Origin of the sequence: Shinella sp. 838, assembly GCF_029623935.1 — a bacterium.
Lineage (GTDB): Bacteria > Pseudomonadota > Alphaproteobacteria > Rhizobiales > Rhizobiaceae > Shinella.
The window spans coordinates 88,310-105,869 of sequence record NZ_JARSBQ010000015.1; the positions used below are offsets into that span (position 1 = coordinate 88,310).

Here is a 17,560-nt window from a genome sequence, read left to right on the forward strand (position 1 = left end):
GTTGCGGTTGCAGGTGGAGGGAGACCGGAGATATCTCCGGCCCGGTTTGCCTCGGGCGAGGGCACCGAGGGCAAGCTTGGGGTCAGGCGGCGATCGTGCCGAACCTGCCGGCGCGGAAATCTGCGAAAGCCTGCTGCAGTTCTTCCGGCGTGTTCATGACGAAGGGACCGCGTATGGCGACCGGCTCGCCGAGCGGCGCACCGCTCAGCACCAGAACCGTTGCATCGCTTTCGGCCTCGAGGCTGAAGGCGCCGCCCTTGCGGTCGAGCAACACGAACTGGCCGCCGCGGGCCACCGACGCGCCATTCACCAGAACGGAGCCGCGCAGCACGACGAGCCCGGCCGTGTGGCTCTCGGGCAGGTCGAGTGAAACGTCCTTGCCCTGGTTCAGCCTGAGGTCCCACAGGTCGATCGGCGAGAAGGTGCGGGCCGGTCCCTTGTGACCTTGATAGGCACCGGCGATCACCCGCAGGCGGCCGGCCTCGTCGGCAAGCATGACGGTTGGAATGTCGCGATCGAGCAGTGACTGGTAGCCGGGCGTGGCATCCTTGTCCTTCGCTGGCAGGTTGACCCAGAGCTGAACCATGTCGAGCGTACCGCCCTGGCGGGTGAAGGCGGGTGAATGGAATTCCTCGTGCAGGATGCCGGCAGCGGCGGTCATCCACTGCACGTCGCCCGGTCCGATGACGCCGCCCGCACCGGTCGAGTCGCGGTGTTCGACCTCGCCCTCATAGACGATGGTCACGGTCTCGAAGCCGCGGTGCGGATGGGCCCCGACGCCACGCGGCTGGTCGGCGGGCGGGAAGGCGGTCGGGCCGGCGTGATCGAGATGCAGGAACGGGCTGACATGCTCGCCGAGCGTTGCATACGACAGCATCGAGCGGACCGGAAAACCATCACCGACCCAGTGCTGGGCCGGGCTGCTGTAGATGCCGAGGATCTTTCTCATGGGATATGGCTCCTTGGGATTTGCCGTTGGGCAATCTGTTGAGCTCAATATACGGCTGCACCAAATCTGGCAGTAGGCGGCAATGTCGTGCTAGTATGTCCTGAATTCAGGACAATGGAGCGGAGATGCAAGATCTCAACGACTTCCGTTTTTTCGTTGACGTGGTCGAGCAGAACGGCTTTTCCGCCGCTGCCCGCAAGCTTGGCATGCCGCGTTCACGGCTTAGCCGCCGCATCGGCCTTCTGGAGGAAAGCCTCGGCGTCCGCCTCGTGCAGCGCTCCACGCGGCAGTTCATGGTGACCGAGATCGGCCAGGAGTTCTATCGTCATTGCTTGGCGATGGTCGTCGAGGCGGAGGCCGCCCAGGAGGTGATCGAGCGCATGCGTGCCGAACCGCGCGGCACGGTGAAGGTCAGCTGCCCGTCCTCGGTCATCTATTTCCAGGTGGGTGAGATGATCGCCCGCTTCATGGCCAGGCACCCTCAGGTCCATGTGCATCTCGAAAGTACCAACCGGCGTGTGGATGTCATCAAGGAGGGGTTCGACATCGCCATTCGCGTGCGTTTCCCGCCCCTCGGCGACAGCGATCTCGTGGTCCGCAAGCTCGCCGAGAGCACCCAGCGGCTTGTCGCAAGTCCCAGCCTCGTGGAGGGGTGTTTCTCCCGGCCGCTGGTTCCGGCGGATCTTACGACCATGCCGAGCCTATCCTGGGGACCTTCCACCGGCGGGCACGAGTGGCGACTGGAAGGGCCACAAGGTGCAACAGCGACCGTGCCGCACGATCCGCGCTTGGTGACGGAAGACATGGTGGCGCTCCGCCAGGCCGCGCTGTCCGGCATCGGCGTGTGCCAGTTCCCGACCATGGTCGTGCAGGAGGACCTGGCGGCCGGCCGGCTCATCGACATCCTGCCGCAATGGGCGCCGCGCAGCGGCATCATCCACGCCGCCTTCCCCTCCCGCCGTGGATTGCTCCCCTCCGTGCGGGCCTTGATGGACTATCTCGCGGGCGAATATGCGGCTCTGGCCAAGGCCGAGCAGGAGCGGGCGAGCTATGTCCGTTGAACGTCCTTCTGCCGGAAGATGCCGTCAGGAATCGTCCGGCAAGCGGTCGAAGGCTTCCTGTGCCCGGGTGATTTCTGCTTCTTTTTCAATCGCCAAGCGACCGAGCCGCTCGGCCGGTTCGTAGAGAGAATAGCCGAGCGGGGTAAGCTCGTAGTCGACCCGCGGCGGCTTGGTCCGAAACACCGTGCGCCGGACGAGCCCGTCGCGTTCCATGCCCTTCAGCGTCAGCGTGAGCATGCGTTGCGAGATGGTGCCGATGGCCGGATGTTTCCACTTGTCCGGCAGTCATGCCTCGATTGTCTCACGGGTCGCCGGTGAAAGGTAGCTGCCACCGATGTCGGACAGGCCGATCCCGGCAGAAGCGACCCGCGCATTGGAAGGTCGGACCAACAGCGAGAAGACCAAGCGCCGCCCTCGGCCCTGTGCCAACGATGAATGTGTGCGGTTTGAAATGGACGGCGGCCGCAGCGATCGTTGCCACCGGATGCATGCCCTATCCCGCCCGGATAGCAAGCTGACGATGACTGCAGCGGGCGGAACGCGCAATGCGAGCGCCTTCATGTTTGTTTTCCGATGGCATCTGGGTCTGGAACTGGTGTGCCGGGCGGACAGAATGGTCGGCGCAGAGGAACCAAAACCGGGTTCCGCAGTCAACCTTTGTCGGCGAGCGTGAATGAATCGGCCCTGTTTCTGGCGTCGCCGCGGCGATGAAACTCTTGTAAATTAAAAAATACATGTGTATTGATCTCGGCATGGGCTTTGGGAGTAAGCCTCGATACGAAGCCCATGTTCCATCATTCGGCGGGAGGAAGTTGCGCCCGCTCCAAGGGAGGTCACTATGAAAAAACTTGCCATGCTGCTGGCGTGCGCCGCCGCATTTGCCTTGCCCGTCGCGGCCTCGGCGCAGGATGCCGCCGGAACCGTCAAGAAGGACAGCTACCGCTTCGTCGTCGTGCCGAAGGTCGTGCATCCGTGGTTCGACAAGGTGAACGAGGGCGCGCAGGCCGCCGCGGCCGCGATCAAGGCGCAGACCGGTTCCAACGTCGAGGTCATCTACTCGGCGCCGCAGTCCGCTGACGTCGTGCAGCAGAACCAGATCATCGACAGCGCGCTTGCGACCCAGCCCGATGGCCTGGCGCTCGACCTGCTCGATCCGTCCGGCAACCGCGCCTCGCTTGAAGAAGCGCAGAACCAGAAGATCCCGCTGGTGATCTTCGATTCGATCCCGCCGGAAGGCATGGCCATCCCCTATATCGGCTCCGATTTCTGTGAGCAGGCCAAGATCGCGGCCCGCCGCCTGGTCGAGGTTCTCGGCGGCGAAGGCGAAGTCGCCATCATGCAGGGCGTGCCGACCGCGCCGAACCACTCGATCCGCGCCGAATGCCACCGCCAGGTCTTCGCCGAACATCCGGGCATCAAGGTCGTTGCCGAAGGCATAGACAATGACAGCATCGAGACGGCGCAGCAGCAGGCGGCCGCCATCATGCAGGCGAACCCGAACCTCAAGGGCTGGGTCGCATCCGACGCCGCCGGCCCGATCGGCATCGGCCAGGCGATCGTCGAAGCCGGCAAGCAGGGCCAGGTCACCCTCGTCGGCCTCGACAACCTGCCGGAAATGCTCGACATGATCCGCGACGGCGTGGCCGACAGCTCGTCCGCCTCGCAGCCGGAGCTCCAGGGCTACTGGTCGGTCATGCTGCTCTGGGCGCAGGCGACGGGCGCCAAGGTGCCGGGCTACCTCGACACCGGCAACGCCTTCCTCACCAAGGAAAATGTGGGCGGCTGATCCGGCACGACCGGATTGACGCGAGGCGCGGGGCACTCCCCCCGCGCCTTTTCCATCTCATTCCTGTACGCAGGTGCCCCATGGCTTATCTCGAAACCCGCGGCCTTGGCCGGGACTTTCCCGGCGTGACCGCCCTCGACGGGGTCGATCTGACGATCGAACTCGGCCGCACGCACATTCTCGCCGGCGAGAACGGTGCGGGCAAATCCACCCTCGTGAAAATCCTGACCGGCACCGACCGGCCGTCCCGCGGCCAGGTGCTGATCGATGGCCGCGATCCGGCGGAGGACGCGAGCCTCTACAAGAACGTCGCCTATGTGCCGCAGGAGCTCAATCTCTTCCCGCAGATGAGCGTTGCGGAAAACCTCTTCATGCCGTTCGACAGGACGGGGCATGGCGGCCTTCTCGTCAATCGCAATGCGCTCGTCGAGGAAGCCAGGACCTATCTCGAACGCTTCGGCATCGAGGCTGATCCGCGCGACCTGGTCGCCAATATTTCCGTCTCCGACCAGCAGCTCTTGCAGATCGCCCGCGCCTGCACCAATGCCGCCATGAAGGTGCTCATCCTCGATGAACCGACGTCGTCGCTGACGCGCGTCGAGGTGGACCGCGTCTTCAAGGTCATCCGCGGCCTTCTCGACCGCGACCACGCCATCGTCTTCATCAGCCACAAGATGGACGAGGTCTTCGCCATCGGCGACGACTACACGGTGCTGCGCAACGGCGAGAAGATCGAAAGCGGCCGGATTACCGACATTGCCGAGGCGGACCTGATCCGCGCCATGTCCGGCCGGGACCTTTCCTTCGACGAACATTTCCGCCCGAAAGGGCCGGTTACCGACACGATCATGCAGGTGCGCGGCCTTTCCGGCGCACGCTTCCACGATGTCGATTTCGAATTGCGGCGCGGCGAGATCCTCGGCTTTGCCGGGCTTGTCGGTGCCGGCCGCTCCGAAGTCATGCAGACGATCTTCGGCTTCCTGAAGGCCAAGGCCGGCAGCGTGACGGTCGACGGCAGGCCGTGGACGCTCAACGACACCTCCGCCTCGGTCGACGGCGGCATGCTCTACCTCTCGGAAGAGCGCAAGCACCACGGCATCTTCCCGCTTCTGTCGCTGCGCGAAAACATCGGCATCTCCATCCTCTCGCTGACGAAAGGTGCCTTGGGCATCAGCGGCGGGCGCGAGCGTGAGGCGGTGCAGAAGATCATCGACGACTATGGCATCCGCACATCCGGCATGGGCAAGCGCATCTCGCAGCTTTCCGGCGGCAACCAGCAGAAGGCCATCATCGGCCGGGCGATGGCGACACGGCCGCGCGTGCTGATCTTCGACGAGCCCACCAAGGGCATCGACATCCGCACCAAGACCGAGATCTACAGGATCATGAAGGGTCTGGCGGAGGAGGGCGTCGGCGTTATCCTCGTCTCATCCGAACTCGACGAACTCAAGAAATGCGCAAGCCGCATCGTGACCATGCATCACGGCCGCATCACCGGCGCGTTCGACACCACCAACACCAGCAACGAAACCCTCGTAGGCGCCATCTTCGGCACGGAGGCGAAAGCCCATGCAAACTAGTTCCACGCAAACCAGGCCGATACAGGCCAGGCCCTGGGCGATCCTGTCGCGCAGCCCGCTTGCCGGCGTCTTCGTCGCGCTCGCCGTGATCTTCACGCTCTCCGCGCTGATCTCGCCCTATTTCCTCACGCCCTACAACCTGTCGGTCATCGCGCGCGGGCTCGCCTTCGTCGGCCTTATCACCATTGCGCAGTCCATGCTGATGGTGCTGGGCGAGCTCGACCTGTCGCTCGGCGTGATCGGCGGGCTGTGCGGCGTCATTTCCGGCATCCTCATGGTGCGGCTCGGCTTCGAGCCCTATTCGGCCATGCTGCTGGCGATCCTGCTCGGCGCCTGCCTCGGCCTCATCAACGGCCTGCTGGTGACGGTGCTGCGGCTGCATTCGCTGGTGCTCACCATCGGCACTGCCGGCATCTTCGGCGGCGCCAACCTGGTTTTGACGCGCGGCGTCGCGATCACCGGCATTCCAAAGGACGTGCACTATCTCGGCCGCGGCGACCTGCTCGGCGTTCCCGTGCCCTTCATCATCATGCTCGTGGCTTTGGCTGTCGCCACCTTCGTCATGCTGAAGACGCCCTTCGGCCGCTACATGTATGCGATCGGCAACAACCAGGCCGGCGCTCGCATGCTTGGCATCAAGGTCGACAAGGTGCGCCTTCTCGTCTTCACCGCCGCCGGCGCCATAGCCGCCCTTGCCGGCGTGCTGATGGTCGCCCGCCTCGGCACCGCCCAGCCGTCGATCGGCGAGACCTGGGTGCTGGCGCCGATCGCCGCCTCCGTCATCGGCGGCGTCGCCACCACCGGCGGCATCGGCAGCCCGATCGGGGCGATCTTCGGTGCGGGCATCATCGCCATCATCGAAAACATCATCGTGCTCTTCGGCGTCTCGCCCTATTGGCAGGGCATCGTCTCGGGTGCGATCGTCGTGCTCGCCATTTCCTTCGACGCCGTTTCCCGCCGCTATCTCCGCCGTGACGCTTGAAGCCGACGGCCGCATCGATCTGACGAAAGAAAGCAGAATGAACCAGGAAGTCAAAACGAAGAAGCTGATCAACGCGCCGGAAAACATCATCGCGGAGATGATCGAAGGCATGGTCGGCGCGCATCCGGACATGTTGCGCGTCGAGGGTGCGACGGGGCGGGCGGTCGTCGCCGTCGATGGCCCGCGCGATGGCAAGGTGGGCATCGTCGTGGGCGGCGGCTCGGGCCATGAGCCGGCCTTTGCCGGCTATGTCGGGCGCGGCCTTGCCGATGCCGCCGCCGTCGGCAACATCTTTGCTTCTCCCTCGCCGTCGCACATCGTCGAGGCGGCGCGCGCCGTCGATGGCGGCGTCGGCGTCGTCATGCTCTACGGCAACTACACCGGCGACGTGCTGAACTTCACCATGGCGGCCGAGGAGCTGGAACAGGCCGGCATCGCGGTGCGCCATGTCGCGGTCGCCGACGATGTCGCCTCCGCCCCGATCGAGCGCAAATCCGAGCGCCGCGGCATTGCCGGCGACTTCTTCGTCTTCAAGGTGGCCGGTGCCGCCGCCGATCTCGGTGAGCCGCTGGCGCGCGTCGAGGCGCTGGCGCAGGCTGCCAATGACGCGACCCGCTCGATGGGCGTGGCGCTCAGCCCCTGCTCGCTGCCGCAGACCGGCAAGCCGAATTTCACCATCGGCGACGACGAGATGGAAATCGGCATGGGCCTGCACGGCGAGCCCGGCATCCGCCGCCAGAAGCTCGCGCCGGTGGACGAGGTGAGCGACGAGCTGGTGGAGGCGGTTCTGAAAGAGCTGGACCTCAAGGCGGGCGAGCGCGTCGCCGTTCTCGTCAACGGCCTCGGTGCCACGTCGCAGATCGAGCTCTACCTCATCTTCCGCCGCGTCAAGCAGCGGCTCGATGCCCTTGGCATCGAGATCCACGCCTCCTGGGTCGGCGAATATGCCACCTCGCTGGAGATGGCCGGCGCCTCCGTGACGCTGATGAAGCTGGACGATACTCTGCAGGCGCTGCTCGACCATCCCTGCCGCACGCCGGCCCTCGTCGTCGGCGCCTTCGAGAAGACCGACGACATCGCGATCCGCAGCCGCAAGGCGGTGAAGCTTGCCGAAAGCGGCGCCGCCGTTGAGGAAAAGCCCCGCGAGCTGCTGACCGAGGGGGACGTGACGCCGGCGATCTTCAAGACGATGATGCATGCCGTCGGCGACGAGATCATCGCGGAGAAGAACTGGCTTTCCGAACTCGACGGCGTGATCGGCGACGGCGACCATGGCGTGACGATGGAAATCGGCTGGAAGGCCGTGCAGCGCGCGCTGGAAGATACGCAGGACGACGAGACGATCGAAGGCATCTGCAAGCGCATGGCCAAGGCCTTCCTCGATGCCGTCGGCGCCTCCTCCGGCCCGCTCTACGCCACGGCGTTCCTGCGCGCCGGCACGGCCGTCAGCCACCGCCTCAACCTCGATGGTGCAGGCATGGCGGAATGGCTGAGTGCTGCCTGCCAGGGCATTCGCGACCGCGGCCGCGCCGAACAGGGCGACAAGACGATGATCGACGCCTGGGTGCCGGCGGTCGAGGCGGGCTTTCGTGTTGCCAATAGTGGCGGCTCCACGCTCGACGTGCTGGTTGCCGCCCGCGATGGCGGGGAGGCCGGCATGAAGGCGACGGCGGCGCTCGAATCCCGGCGCGGCCGCTCGGCGAAACTTGGCGAACGCTCCGTCGGCCATATCGACCCCGGTGCGGCCTCGACCTATGTGACGCTGCGCGCCATGGCGGAGGCGCTTCGCAAGGCGCTCGCCTGATTTGAGACTTGAAAAGTTGACGCTTTTCCGGGCGCAAAAACGCTGCGCACTTTTGCTGGAATAGCTTTCAGCGCGGGCCTTGCAGCAAGGCCCGCGCAACACCTTCATTGGTGACGAGCCGGTTGACATAACCGGCGCGCAGGATCGCCCGGATGATCGGGATCTTGCGGATACCGCCGGACACCAGCACGGAAATCGGCTTGAGCTTCAGCTTGTCCGGCGGCAGCGCGATGATTGAATCGTTCAGAAAATGATCGATCGCCTGGCCGCGCGCATCGAGAAACCACCCCATGAATTCGCCGACGGCGCCGCGCTTCAGCACCGTATCGAGATTGTCCTTCACCACGCGGATCTGGGTCAGCGACGTATCCTGCGCCAAGGCTCCGCAGGAGACGATGCCGATATCGGCGATCTCGGTGCGCGCCAGCACGTCCGTCAATTCGTCGTTGAGCAGCAGCGCATTGCGGCTTTCGGGATTGGCGCAGTAGATCGGCGCCGTCAGGTAGTGACATTCGACGCCGAGCGCGCGGGCAAAGGCCGTCGCGACCTCGAACGTGTTGGTGGCCGAGCCGCTGGTGACGCCGCCGGTGAGCCCGACGACCCAGCTTTCGGATTTCGGCCGGGCGCGCAGGCTGCGCACGGCAAAGCTCAGCGTGCGCCCGGAGCCGATGCCGACGCCCATGTCGCGCCCTTCGATGAGTTCGCTCGCCAGCGAACCGGCGGCTTCGCCGATGACGCGCTTCTGCTCCAGATAATCGTCGAGATCCGGCACCACCAGCGCATCGACCAGGCCGTAGCGGGCGGAGACCTTTTCGGCGAGTTCGATGCAGTCGGTCAAAGGCAGGCTGACATTGACCTGCACGCTGCCGGATTCCCGCACCTGGCCGATGATCTTGTTGACCTTCAGCCGCGTGATGTTCATGCGCTGGGCGATTTCCTGCTGGGTCTGCCCGCCGATGAAATAGAGCCAGGCGACGCGCGCGCGCTCCAGTTCCTCATCGAAATGTCCCCAGTCTTCGTTCATGCGGCACGGTTTCCTTGATGTGTCTGATTTATGCGTCAACGCTGGCTGCCGTCCAACGCCGAGAGCCCTGAATACCGTGCGCATTCACTGTTGGCTTCAGCCATCTTCGATATTCCAATGCGTCGTTGTGGCGTTGATAAAGCCCCTCAACATTTTCCATGGGCGCGATTGGTTGCAAACTGAATAGCCCGGGGCTCCATAGACATCGTCACGTCACTCTTTTGGGTGCTTTTCGAACTCGACAGATGATAGCATTCCGTTTCTGACGTGTTTGCGTTTTAGGTTGTAGTACATCTCGATGGAATCGAACATGTCCTGCCTGCCCTCGTTCCTTGAGCATTTGACCCTTCAGTCTCTCCGCTCCCGCTTCATCGGATTGAAGAAGCTCTCAGTCGCCATCTGCCACGACGAATGGGTGCACGTTCTGACCTTTCAATGGCTTAGCTATGGCATGAAGCTCGGTAGTGGTCTTCGTTGCCAGGGTCTCGGAGATGCCACGAACTCAAGCACGGTTAGATCATGCCTGCGATCTTCAATCCCGCTCAAAATGGCGGCTGACAACATGTGAGTCGCCTTTGGGCGACCTTCCATGTGCAGCGCAGCGGCACTTCTTGTCGAACTGCCGCCGGAAGCCGTGGGCGTGCGCGAAGCATGGTTGAGGGGTTAAGAGCTTGAGTGCGTCTGCGAAGCTTGGAGCCGTTCGCTGCTCTCGGCTGTGGCTGGCTCGATCATCGGAGCCGCGGAGGCAACGTGGTCTTCCGCAATGCTCAAATCCAGTTTTCCCCAGATCGACGGTTTTTGGTTGCTGGGCTTCAGCTTCCGGGATTGCTTGATTTCAACGGTGAACGGTTTTGTCTGCTGACGCATTCTTCCTCCTGATGGCGAATCGCTGTGCAACTCTAGCGCGGCGGTCTTGTCTCGCAAGCGGACCTTGCAAAGGTCGGCGATCTGTCTTCGGGCTTCATGATAGCGGTGGAGACTGATCCCGCTTCGCGGTCGCTTCCTTGATGGTTCGGTTCATCCGTTCGACCTGGTCGTTGGTCCATGGATGATTGGGCTTTGTCAGCTGCGGTCGTATGGATGCCCACGCCATCTGGCAGTCGGACTGGAGCACTTCTTCGGCAGATCGGCGAACCGATGCCATTGTCGGTAGGGATGTATGGATGCAGTAGGGCACGACGGCGACGATTTCATCGAGGAATAGCCGGGCTGCGGCGCCGGTGGTGCGTGGCACCAATCTCGCGAAGACGAATTTGCAGGTCCGGTCGGTGGCCGCAAAGATACAAAGCTTGTCCTCGGCGCTCGTGGCAAGCCCGCGTGTCCGCCGACCATGCGGGCGGCGGCGTTGCTGGTGCCTTGATATCACGCGAGCGGTCGCGCTGATCGCGGCCAACCCCCTTTCTAAAAGCGCACGAAGAGGAGTGCCATCAGGCATGCAAGCTGTCGGCTGCGCGTTCACCGCTCCGAGAGCTGAAGGACGACTTCGACCTCTTCGTCGAACATTCCGCCAGTGGGAGAAAAGCCGAGCTTCTCATAAAATGCCTGCGGGCTGCCAGCCCCAAGGCCGTAGCTCGTGTAGAGCTCCCGAACACCCTGTGACCGAAGGCGCGTGGCGATCCTGGAGATTGCCTGCTTCCCAAAGCCCTGGCCTTGAAAAGGCCTGGCGATCATGAAACGCCATAGATACGGGCCAGGGCAGTCGATCCCGTCATCCCAATCCGATCCATCATGCACCATGACGAAACCGATCAGGACGTCATCCGCATAAACGCCGCGGAACCAGGCCGATTGCGAACAGAATCCCTCGGCAATCGAGGTCCCGTTATCCGCGACAAAATCCCTCTGTTCTTCCGAAAGGGTTTCGCTCAGCTCACAAATTTCAGAGACATTCGCAGACGTTACCCGGCGAAACGTCACCTCTGCGTTGTTCGGAGGGAGTGTCATGTTTTTTCTTTCTCAATTTATTTTATTAATATCTAAAAAATAACTACACCTGAGTGTCGGCTCAGAAAGAATAGCTCGATGCTTCCATTATCCAGATTCAGGCATGTAACGTTGCGATAAAACATTGCGCCTATGCCCGCAACAAACTGCTGAGGGTTTTCTGCGTTGTTGCCATCGCCACGCCCAATCGCACGACGGCTTTTGATGTCACCACGCCCTCCGCTGGCATATTTATGGACGGATTCCCACCAATAGCTCGGCGGCGGCCGAAATCGCGTCCTGTTGCCAGGGGCGCAGGTCCTGGCCCCGGTAGTTCAGGAAGACCGGCAGGAACGGGTCATCGATGTGGGTTCTGATGCCCGAGAGCTGCTCCATCACGGCGAGGCCGCAATAGGGCACGTAGGCGGCGGAGTAGCCGCCCTCGTGCGACATGACAAGGCGCCCGCCACACAAATCCCCGGCGGCCTCCATGAGCATCCGCGTCATCGCGCGATAGGTGTCGCTATGCAGCATCATGCGGCCAAGCGGGTCGGCGCCCGACGCGTCGAATCCCGACGGCACGACGATGAGGTCGGGCCTGTAGGCCGTCAATGCCGGAAGCACCACCTGTTCAAAGGCGGCGATGTAGGCACCGTGGCCGCAGCCGGCCGGGAGCGGAACGTTGAGATTGTAGCCGTAGCCCGCGCCCGCGCCGCGTTCTTCCCGGTCACCGCTGTCATGGGGATAGAGCCGCTCTTGGTGGAGCGAGATGGTCAGCACGTTGGGATCGGTCCAGAACGCCGCCTGCGTGCCGTTGCCGTGGTGAACGTCCCAGTCCACCGTCGCCACGCGCTCGAACCGGTGCTTCTTGCGGCTCTTCAGGATGGCAACCGGAACGTTGCCGAACAGGCAGAAGCCCATGCCGTTGTCGCTTTCGGCATGGTGCCCCGGCGGGCGGACCAGCGCATAGCCATTTTGGAGTTCGCCGGAGAGGACTTTGTCCATCAGCGCAAACGTGCCGCCGGCCGCAAGGCAGGCAATCTCGTAGCTGCCGCGACCGAAGGGCGTGAGATAACTCGCGTCGCCGCCGCGGTCGTCGCTGAGCGCCTTGATGCGGCGAATGTAGTCGCGCGTGTGGAAGAGGGCGAGGTCGTCCTCGTCGACCGGTACCGATTTGACGCTGGCGAGCTGGTCGGTAAGCCCGGAAACCTCCATGAGATTCCGGAAGCGCCGCTTCGTTTCGGCATTCTCCGCATGTTCCCCGGGTTCGACGGTCAGGCTCGCAGGAAAGAATTGCGCGGCCGCGCCCGTATCGTGCCAGAGATATAGTTCGTGGAAATTCCAGCCGGTCTTCATTGTCTGCTCCCCGTTCATGCGCCGACCGTCACCCACACGCCCTTGCTCTGCGTGTAGGAGAGGATCGCATCCATGCATTTGTCGCGCCCGTTGCCGCTTTCCTTCCAGCCGCCGAAGGGCAACTGCATGTCGCCGTTCATGTAGCTGTTGACGTAGACCATGCCGGCCTCGACATCGCGTGCAAAGCGGTGCGCCTTGCCGAGATCGCTCGTCCAGATGCCGGCTGCCAAGCCGAAGGGGCTGTCGTTGGCTATGGTGACCGCCTCGTCGTAACCCGATACGGGAATGATGCTGGCGACCGGGCCGAAGATCTCCTCGCGGGCGATCGTCATGGTGTTGTCGACGCCGGTGAAGATGGTCGGAGCGATATAGGCGCCGTGCTCCAGTCCGTCGGGCGTGCCGCCGCCGAGAATGCACTGCGCTCCGCCGCGGCGGCCGATGTCGATATAGTTCAGCACGCGCTGCTGCTGCTCGCGGGTGACGAGAGGCCCCATGGTCGTTGCCTCGTCCAGCGGATCGCCGGGGATGTAGCCGGTTCTTGCCTGCACGGTGAGCGCATCGACGAAGTCCGGGACGGCCGATTTCTCCACGATGATGCGTGAGCCCGCACAGCACACTTCGCCCTGGTTCCCGAAGATGCCCATGGCAGCCCACCAGGCAGCCGTTTCAAGGTTTTCGGCGTCCGCAAGAACGACGTGCGGAGATTTGCCGCCGCATTCCGTGGCGACTTTCTTCATGTTGGATTGGCCGGCATAGACCAGCATCAACTTGCCGACCTCGGCTGAACCGGTGAAGGCGATCTTGTCGACGCCGTCGTGCAAGGCCAGCGCTTTGCCGGCCTCTGCCCCGAAACCGTTGATCACATTGAACACGCCGGCCGGTCCGCCGGCTTCCACAAAGAGCCTCGCGAGCAGCAGCGCAGAGAGGGGGGACTGTTCGGCCGGCTTCAGCACCACCGAATTGCCGGCAGAAAGTGCGGGTGCTATCTTCCACGCCGTCATCAGCAATGGATAATTCCATGGCACGATGCAACCGACCACACCGAGCGGCTGGCGGATGACGTAGGACAGCACGTCGCTGGACGTCGAACCGACGCTGCCTTCGATCTTGTCGATACACTCGGCGGTAAACCGCAGGCAGGTAAGCGCCAGCGGGATGTCGACCGTCAGCATTTCCCGGATCGGCTTGCCCATGTCGAGCGTATCGAGCAGCGCGAATTCCTCGGCATGCTTTTCGATAAGCTCGGCGAACCGCAACATGACGGCCATGCGGGCACGCGGCGCCATGCGCGACCAAGCGCCCGACCGGAACGCCCTGCGCGCGGAGGAGACGGCGAGGTCGATATCGGCTGCCGCGCCGCGCGATACCGCCGCGATGACGCCGTCATTGGCGGGATTGACCGTCTCGAATTTCGAGCCGGACACGGCTTCGCGGAAGTCGCCGTCGATGAAGAGCCTGCCTTCGAAGGAAAGCTTTGCGGCCCTGTCGTGCCAACGACCCGTGGATGGGGCGATGTTCATGGATGCGTCTCCTTAGCCGGCGAGGATCATCTGGGCGGCACGCTCGGCGATCATGATCGTCGGCGCATTGAGATTGCCCGAAACCATCTTCGGGATGACCGATGCGTCGGCAACGCGCAGGCCTTCAAGGCCGCGAACCTTGAGCGTCGCGGGATCGGTGACGGCCATCGCATCGACGCCCATGCGGCAGGACGAGGAGGGGTGGTAGAGCGTCGTCATGTGGCCGCGGACATAGTTGGCGATTTCGGCGTCCGTCCTGCACTCCGCACTCGGACTGATCTCGTAATCGACAAGCGCGCGGATCGGCGACTGCTCCATGATATGGCGATTGATCTTGATGCCCTCCACCAGGGTGGCAAGGTCGAGGCCTTCCGGGTCGCTCACAAAGTATCTGGGGTCGATCGCGGGATGCTCTATCGGATTGGATGAGCGCAGCCTGATTTCGCCGCGGCTGTTCGGGCGCTGAAGCGTGGAGTGTGTGGTGATGCCCGACTGTCCGCCGAGGAAGCGGGCGTAGTCGCGATGCGGGCTCATCGCACCGTAGAGCTGGAGGTCGGGTTCGACGCCGGGCCTGCTGCACACATGGCCGCCGGAGGCGACCCAGGGCGAGGTGCGGATGCCGGTGCGCCGGTCGCGCCATTCCTCGAAACTGTCGGCGATCACCTCGTCGGTCCAGGCGCCGATGCCGAGGGCTTCCTTGGTGTAGAAGGTGATCGGGATGTTGAGGTGGTCCTGCAGGTCCTTGCCGACGCCGGGAAGGTTGTGGATGGGATCGACACCCACCGCCTTCAGTTCGTCCGCCGGGCCGACCCCCGACAGCATGAGGAGCTGGCAAGAGCCGACTGCCCCCGAAGACAGAACGACTTCGCTGCCGGCATGGGCCGTGTGCGGAACGCCGTCGATCAGGTAGTTGACACCCGTGGCGCGGCCATTCTCGATGATGATTTTTGTCACGAGAACGCCGGTCTTCACCGTCAGGTTGGGCCGCTCGAGCGCGGGCCGCAGGTAGGCCTTCCCGGTTCCCCAGCGCTCGCCGTTCTTGATGGTGAACTGGAAGAGACCAACCCCTTCCTGGGTTTCACCGTTGTAGTCGGGATTGTAGGGATAGCCCGCTGCTTCCGCGGCCTCGATCCAGATCCGTTCGTATTTGTCGACATAGGGCACATTGCCGATGTGCAGGAGGCCGTCGTTGCCGTGATAGGGGCTCTCCTTGATGTCGGCGTTGGCCTCGGAATGGAGGAACACCGGAAGCACGTTGTTCCAGCCCCAGCCGGCGCAGCCCATCGCTTCCCAGGCATCATAGTCCGAAGGCAGTCCCCGGATATAGATCATCGCATTGAGCGCACCGGAGCCGCCCACCATCTTGCCGCGCGGCCAGAAGATGCGGCGCCCGCGGCAGCCGGCCTGCGGGTCGGTGTAGTAACCCCAATCGGCGCCCGTGTTGAACATGGTCACCCAGTCGGACGGGATATCGGAGGCGAGGGGGGCGGCGCGTCCGGCCTCGAGGACGAGGACCTTGCGGTCCGGATCGGCGCTCAGCCGGTTTGCAAGCACGCAGCCGGCCGAACCTGCGCCGATGATGATCGTGTCGTACATGGGACCCCCTCACTTCCCGGCGGTTGCCGGCTTTTCCTGGAAATTGACGCTGGAGACGGCCGCGGCGTTGCGGTGGCGCAGCCAGAAGACGAGATCGCCGAGTCGACCGACGAGGCCTTTCGGCATGAGCAGGATCGACAGAGCGATGATGAGGCCGAGGCCGAGCGTGCGGAACTCACCCGCCTCGCGCATCAGCTCGTCGGCCGCCACGAGCACGATCGTGCCGACGAGCGGCCCCCAGAAGGTGCCGACACCGCCGACGACGGTGATCGCGATGATGAACATCAGCTGCGACATGGAGAGGATGCCGGGACCGATCGCCTGGAAATGCGCGGCGTAGAAGCCGCCGGCAAGGCCCGTGAAGAAGGCCGAGATGCCGAACACGAGAAGCTGCGCCTGGAACCGGTTGACACCGCGCGCCACCGCATAGCCGGGATTGTCCTTCAGCGCGCGAAACGCAAGCCCTATCGGGCTTTTGACGATGATGTATGTGACGATCATCGTGATCGCAAAGAGGGTTGCGACGATCGCATAGTTGCCGACGAGCCATTGGCCCTTGAGAAGCGCCCGCGTGCCGAGATCGCCGAAGCGGGCAAAGCCGACAGCGCCACCGGTGAACTGCCGGCAGATGGAGCCCACCATCGTGAAGCATTCGGTGTCCGTGACAATCAGCAGATACATGGTCTGGGCGATGGCGAGCGTGAGCAGCGCGACATAGACGCCGGTCAGGCGAAGGCACGCGAGACCGACGATCAGCGAGAAGACAACGGCAGAAAGCGCGCCCGGCAGCAAAGCCGTCCAGACGTTCCATCCGAAGTAGAAGCAGATCATAGCGGTCGCGTAGCCACCGAAGGCGAACATGGCCATCTGTGCCAGCGAGAAGACGCCGGCAAAGCCGAAAAGCAGGTTCCACTGTGAGGCAATGGTGGCGTAGAACAGGGCCAGCACGATCTGGCCGAGCACGTAGCGGCTGTCGATCATGAAAGGAAGCGCAATCGCGGCCGCGATGAGCAGCAGGCTGACGAGAAGGTCGAGACGCGCGCTGCCGGCCATGCCCTTGAAGCTTGAAGTCTGGGTCACGGCGTCACCTCACATTCGACGGATTTGGACACGGCCGAAAAGGCCGGCGGGCCGCCATATCAGGACAGCGATGACCACGAAGAGCAGCGTTGGAAAACCCCAGCGCGCGCCGGCGACGTATTGGACGAAGGCCTCGAGCAGCGCGAGACCAAAGGCGGCGGCCACCGCGCCCGGCAAATTGCCGAGCCCTGCGACCACGCACATGATGAAGGCTTTCAGCATGGGGTCGTTCCCGAGCGGCGGCGAAAGCTGGGTCATGGAACTCACCATCACGCCGCAGATGCCGGCGATCGCGCCCGACAGGACGAGGACCTGGAAGTAGACGCGGTTGACGGCAACGCCCATGAGTTGCGCTGCCTCGCGGTTCTGGGCTGTCGCACGGATGGCGCGACCCATGCGCGTCTTGCCGAGAAGAAGCGCTATGACGGCCATGAGCGCTATGACGACGAAGACGATGAGCATGTTCTGATAGGGAAGGCTCACTGGACCGAGCACGAGTGATCCCGTTGCCGAGATCGGCTGTTTCAACGGCTGGCCACCATAGGTCAGAAGAATAGCGTTTTCGAGCGCAATGCCGATGCCGACGGTTGCGATCATCACATTGGATTCGAACGTCGCCTTGTCGTTCTTCAGCAGGTTGCGCACGATCAGGACGTAGAGCAATCCGCCTGCGACGGCGCCGACAAGAATGGCGCCGGCAAAGCCGGCGATGACCGGTAGGCCGAGGACGGTGCAGAGCGTGAAGGCGGAATAGCCGCCAAGCGTCAACATGGCGGCATGCGCCATGTTGAGCATGCCCATGGAGCCCCAGACGAGGGAGAGGCCGACGGTTGCAAGCGCATAGAGAGCCCCTGTCGTAAGGCCTGCGATGAGAATGGCGGTCAGGATGTCGAGCATGA

General features: G+C 63.5%; 16 protein-coding genes and 1 pseudogene. 5 read left to right on the forward strand and 12 right to left on the reverse strand.

Annotated features, from left to right (window positions below):
• Positions 1 to 82: 82 nt before the first annotated feature.
• Complete coding sequence (locus P9A16_RS30165) at positions 83 to 949, reverse strand: pirin family protein (RefSeq protein WP_278026289.1); 867 nt, start codon at positions 947 to 949, stop codon at positions 83 to 85.
• A gap of 125 nt (positions 950 to 1,074) precedes the next feature.
• Here P9A16_RS30165 and P9A16_RS30170 point away from each other — a divergent pair, with 125 nt between their 5' ends.
• Positions 1,075 to 2,010 (forward strand): LysR family transcriptional regulator, encoded by a 936-nt coding sequence (locus P9A16_RS30170; protein WP_278026290.1) that lies wholly within the window; start codon positions 1,075 to 1,077, stop codon positions 2,008 to 2,010.
• A 24-nt stretch (positions 2,011 to 2,034) separates the two neighbouring features.
• Here the strand turns inward: P9A16_RS30170 and P9A16_RS30175 are convergent, their stop codons facing one another.
• Positions 2,035 to 2,295, reverse strand: a complete 261-nt coding sequence (locus tag P9A16_RS30175) for a winged helix-turn-helix transcriptional regulator (protein ID WP_443021717.1) — start codon at positions 2,293 to 2,295, stop codon at positions 2,035 to 2,037.
• A 553-nt stretch (positions 2,296 to 2,848) separates the two neighbouring features.
• Here P9A16_RS30175 and P9A16_RS30180 point away from each other — a divergent pair.
• The 4 genes from P9A16_RS30180 (at position 2,849) to dhaL (ending at position 8,162) form a co-directional block, all read left to right on the forward strand.
• Positions 2,849 to 3,796 carry a substrate-binding domain-containing protein gene (locus tag P9A16_RS30180; protein WP_050745897.1) on the forward strand — a complete coding sequence of 316 codons (948 nt, stop codon included), beginning with the start codon at positions 2,849 to 2,851 and terminating at the stop codon, positions 3,794 to 3,796.
• Positions 3,797 to 3,876: 80 nt separating this feature from the next.
• Positions 3,877 to 5,376 (forward strand): sugar ABC transporter ATP-binding protein, encoded by a 1,500-nt coding sequence (locus P9A16_RS30185; RefSeq protein ID WP_278026291.1) that lies wholly within the window; start codon positions 3,877 to 3,879, stop codon positions 5,374 to 5,376.
• Positions 5,366 to 6,358 carry an ABC transporter permease gene (locus P9A16_RS30190; protein WP_023515831.1) on the forward strand — a complete coding sequence of 331 codons (993 nt, stop codon included), beginning with the start codon at positions 5,366 to 5,368 and terminating at the stop codon, positions 6,356 to 6,358. Before P9A16_RS30185 ends, P9A16_RS30190 begins: the two co-directional genes overlap by 11 nt.
• Before the next feature lie 37 nt (positions 6,359 to 6,395).
• On the forward strand, positions 6,396 to 8,162 hold the full coding sequence (gene dhaL, locus P9A16_RS30195; protein WP_278026292.1) for a dihydroxyacetone kinase subunit DhaL: 1,767 nt from the start codon (positions 6,396 to 6,398) through the stop codon (positions 8,160 to 8,162).
• A 67-nt stretch (positions 8,163 to 8,229) separates the two neighbouring features.
• Here dhaL and P9A16_RS30200 read toward each other — a convergent pair whose 3' ends face one another.
• The 10 genes and pseudogenes from P9A16_RS30200 to P9A16_RS30245 all read right to left on the reverse strand — a co-directional run bounded on the left by P9A16_RS30200 (position 8,230) and on the right by P9A16_RS30245 (position 17,558).
• A complete protein-coding gene (locus tag P9A16_RS30200; RefSeq protein WP_023517189.1) occupies positions 8,230 to 9,186 on the reverse strand; it encodes a sugar-binding transcriptional regulator in 957 nt (318 codons plus the stop codon).
• A gap of 213 nt (positions 9,187 to 9,399) precedes the next feature.
• A pseudogene (locus P9A16_RS30205) lies at positions 9,400 to 9,576 on the reverse strand (IS3 family transposase); the annotation flags it as partial.
• A gap of 273 nt (positions 9,577 to 9,849) precedes the next feature.
• Entirely contained in the window at positions 9,850 to 10,053 is a 204-nt protein-coding gene (locus P9A16_RS30210) for a hypothetical protein (protein ID WP_024270761.1), read from the reverse strand.
• Between the two features lie 94 nt (positions 10,054 to 10,147).
• On the reverse strand, positions 10,148 to 10,579 hold the full coding sequence (locus P9A16_RS30215) for a hypothetical protein (protein ID WP_278026293.1): 432 nt from the start codon (positions 10,577 to 10,579) through the stop codon (positions 10,148 to 10,150).
• Positions 10,580 to 10,641: 62 nt separating this feature from the next.
• Positions 10,642 to 11,130: a GNAT family N-acetyltransferase gene (locus tag P9A16_RS30220; RefSeq protein WP_278026294.1), complete on the reverse strand. Its 489-nt coding sequence runs from the start codon at positions 11,128 to 11,130 to the stop codon at positions 10,642 to 10,644.
• Between the two features lie 231 nt (positions 11,131 to 11,361).
• Positions 11,362 to 12,465 (reverse strand): class II histone deacetylase, encoded by a 1,104-nt coding sequence (locus P9A16_RS30225; RefSeq protein WP_050745892.1) that lies wholly within the window; start codon positions 12,463 to 12,465, stop codon positions 11,362 to 11,364.
• 14 nt (positions 12,466 to 12,479) lie between these two features.
• Positions 12,480 to 13,985, reverse strand: coding sequence for an aldehyde dehydrogenase (locus P9A16_RS30230; protein WP_278026295.1), 1,506 nt, complete (start codon positions 13,983 to 13,985; stop codon positions 12,480 to 12,482).
• Positions 13,986 to 13,997: 12 nt separating this feature from the next.
• Positions 13,998 to 15,581: a GMC family oxidoreductase gene (locus tag P9A16_RS30235; protein ID WP_278026296.1), complete on the reverse strand. Its 1,584-nt coding sequence runs from the start codon at positions 15,579 to 15,581 to the stop codon at positions 13,998 to 14,000.
• A 9-nt stretch (positions 15,582 to 15,590) separates the two neighbouring features.
• Positions 15,591 to 16,661: a branched-chain amino acid ABC transporter permease gene (locus P9A16_RS30240; protein ID WP_050745889.1), complete on the reverse strand. Its 1,071-nt coding sequence runs from the start codon at positions 16,659 to 16,661 to the stop codon at positions 15,591 to 15,593.
• A gap of 9 nt (positions 16,662 to 16,670) precedes the next feature.
• A complete protein-coding gene (locus P9A16_RS30245; RefSeq protein ID WP_023516055.1) occupies positions 16,671 to 17,558 on the reverse strand; it encodes a branched-chain amino acid ABC transporter permease in 888 nt (295 codons plus the stop codon).
• Between the last annotated feature and the right edge of the window lie 2 nt (positions 17,559 to 17,560).